This window comes from Treponema sp. UBA753 (assembly GCF_002297325.1).
Lineage (GTDB): Bacteria > Spirochaetota > Spirochaetia > Treponematales > Treponemataceae > Treponema_D.
Window position 1 is genome coordinate 1 of sequence record NZ_DBKJ01000053.1, and the last position, 2,779, is coordinate 2,779.

Sequence of the window (2,779 nt, forward strand, 5' to 3'; positions counted from 1 at the left end):
ATGCAAAATTTATTATCAATCAGAACGTACTATAGTATTGTTTTTTTAGAATTATAAAGAATTATGAAAAAAATTTTAAAGATGTGCATTCTATTTTTTATTTTACTGAGTGCTGTTATCTATTATTTTGATATAAATACTCGTGAGATAATATCTACTGTCCAAACTATTTTTGTTGATAATTTAAGATCCATTTTTCCAAATATGAGAGGCCGTTTTGAAAATGTCGATATGCAAATAAATCGTTTAGTTATAAAGAATAGCACAACTAGAACAATTTATTTTAAAACACAAGAGGCAAAGAAAAATGCTTCTAGTTTTATAAGACATAACTGGTTAAAGGTAAAAAAGTTTGCATTAAAAAATGGTATAAGCATAGATAAAATGATTTTTCAATTACAAAATATATTTAAATATAACCAAGGAGGTTTGAAAAATAAAAAATCAAATTATTTATTTGATTATAAAAATATGAATATAGAAGAACTTTCTGCTATGCGTCAAAATTTCATTAATTATAGTCTTACTTTGAGAGGCATCCCATATATTCTTGGATCAGAAGATCCTGAAATGGGGCTAGATTGTTCTTCTTTTGTTCAGTATTCGGCAAAAAATGGAGCAGGTATTATTCTTCCACGTACAGCGCGTAATCAATATGCTGTTGCTAAGAAAATTTCTTTTTCAGATATTGAACCTGGTGACCTTGTTTTTTTTCGTGCATACGGAAGGATTGATCATGTTGGAATATATCTTGGAATTTATGAAGGAAAAGGAGTTTTAAATGGAAGAAATATCTTTATTAATTCGGCTAGTGAAGGTCCTCGTACAGGAGTTGTTATAAGTGCTTTAGATGAACCGTATTGGAAAACACATTATAATTCCTGTGGACGAATTATCCCTTCATCCAAAGAAATTGTTGAAGCCATAATAGTCGCAGAATAGAGTATTTGTCATGGAATCACATGACAAAATGTTTATAAAATTTAATTCCGGAGAATAAATTATGGATAGCGAAGATTTTAAAAGGGAATTCAATATTTCTGTAAAGCTTATTTACAGGAAGTGGCTTATGGAGGCAATTGAACATGATGCCTATGAATCATTTAAGGATTGCGTTTTAAATCTTGGTACTGAATGGCATGTACTTCATTGGTTATTAGCAAAAAAAGTGAAGCCAGACGATTTTTGTAAAAATCTGTGGGACAACAGAAAAAATATTCAAAATGGCACTTATAGCGGCTGGGCAGAATCGCCTTATAATGCTTACAGCTATGAAAGCAAGGTCTGCTTTTTAATAAATCCTCAAAAATATAAGCTCATTTATGATAGCAATAACCAATCTGCACTTCATAAAATAACCGGCGAGTGGTTTACTCCGGTAAAATGGCAGGATGCAGCTGATAAATATTACGAAGAACATAAAGAAGAATTTCATAAATCAGAAGAAGTTATTAATAAATATTATGAAAAATATAAAGGAGAATTTCTTAAATCAGAAAAAGATGTTGTAAGAATATTTGAAATTGATTATGACCTTTGGAATAAAGAAAAGTCAAAAGCAAAATAATCATGACAAATGCAGTGTTAAAAAGTTTTGAGGACACGCATCAAAAAATAGCCGCAATTCTAACTGATTATGTTACAGGCGGCTATGTCAAAACGCTTTCAAAACTTCTTGTTTATATGGGACAAAAACAGGCGGAAGAAGCGCTCTTGAATCTCCCGGAACCGGTACAGAGCAAAGTCAGAGAGGTCTACAAAAATCTTTCCGGCAAAAAAATCACAGACCCGGAGATTGTCGCGGAGGCGATGAGGGTATTAAAGGACAGCGGATTTTTTGGAAAAACGTTGTGCGCTTCTGTTTCAGAGAATTTAAATTCCAGCCAGAAGGATAAGCTTTTGGTTTCTACAAACGAGCTTTTTGAAAAAGATCCGCTTATTGCCATGTGCATTGAAAAAAATCTTTTTACCTTTGACATGATTTCTAATCTTGACGACCGCTCAGTCCAAATGATTCTGCGGGAAACAGCTCGGGACACGCTTGCAATGGCTTTGAAAAACGCGCCGGAGAATATTCAGGAAAAGATTTTCAGGAATATGTCAAAACGCGCTGCAAACAGTGTTAAAGAAGATATGGAATTCTTTGGTCCTGTCAGACCGGATGACGTAAATGCGGCCCGTGATGAAATGATAAAAACAGTCATCGCGCTTTCGGGTAAAGGTGAAATTGTAGTCAGCTCTTATTGGGAGTAAGGCGCGCGATGGTTACAACAGACTTATTATATAGAAAATTTTCATCCGCCGATTTTGTGCCATTTGAAGCAGAATCAAAAATCCTGCCTGTAAGATTAAAAAATGATTACGTAAAGCAGGATGAATATTTTGATTTTGAGAAAAACAAGTGGCTTCCCCTTTCTGTGTGCAAACCAGGCATGGGCTATTCGGAAGAATTTGTAGAGTTTCCTTACAAGGCTGAGCAATATCTTAAAAATTCCGCGGAAGATATTTTTTACGCAGACATTGAGAAAGAAGATTTTTCCGCAGAAGAAATGGCGAAGGTTCTGATATATCGGAATTATAAGAACAGGATGAAGTTTAACCGCGAAAATTTTTACGACTCGCGCAAAATAAAAAAGGACTTTATCAAGGCAAAAATCACCACGGACACGGAAAATCTTTTGCTCAAAATTACCTTTACAGAATTTTCCCGTGGCAAAAATGAGCAGCCGCACTATGAAACAGAAATTCCGCGCCTCAAGGAAAAATCCCTTGTCTTTGA

At 34.2% G+C, this 2,779-nt stretch carries 4 protein-coding genes; all 4 read left to right on the forward strand.

Translation table 11 applies throughout. The annotated features are described in order from the left end of the window. Positions 1-63: 63 nt before the first annotated feature. Positions 64-942: a C40 family peptidase gene (locus B4C08_RS04650; protein ID WP_296663478.1), complete on the forward strand. Its 879-nt coding sequence runs from the start codon at positions 64-66 to the stop codon at positions 940-942. A 61-nt stretch (positions 943-1,003) separates the two neighbouring features. Next, entirely contained in the window at positions 1,004-1,567 is a 564-nt protein-coding gene (locus tag B4C08_RS04655) for a hypothetical protein (RefSeq protein ID WP_296663481.1), read from the forward strand. Positions 1,568-1,569: 2 nt separating this feature from the next. After that, positions 1,570-2,253 (forward strand): FliG C-terminal domain-containing protein, encoded by a 684-nt coding sequence (locus B4C08_RS04660; protein ID WP_296663484.1) that lies wholly within the window; start codon positions 1,570-1,572, stop codon positions 2,251-2,253. An 8-nt stretch (positions 2,254-2,261) separates the two neighbouring features. Continuing rightward, positions 2,262-2,779, forward strand: a 518-nt coding sequence (locus B4C08_RS04665; RefSeq protein WP_296663486.1) for a hypothetical protein, incomplete at its 3' end; no start/stop codon positions are given.

What these genes read in the sequence shown, in the direction of transcription:
- B4C08_RS04660 (WP_296663484.1), top strand. Translation starts at nt 1,570, where the DNA reads ATGACAAATGCAGTGTTAAAAAGTTTTGAGGACACGCATCAAAAAATA.
- B4C08_RS04650 (WP_296663478.1), top strand. Translation starts at nt 64, where the DNA reads ATGAAAAAAATTTTAAAGATGTGCATTCTATTTTTTATTTTACTGAGT.
- B4C08_RS04655 (WP_296663481.1), top strand. Translation starts at nt 1,004, where the DNA reads ATGGATAGCGAAGATTTTAAAAGGGAATTCAATATTTCTGTAAAGCTT.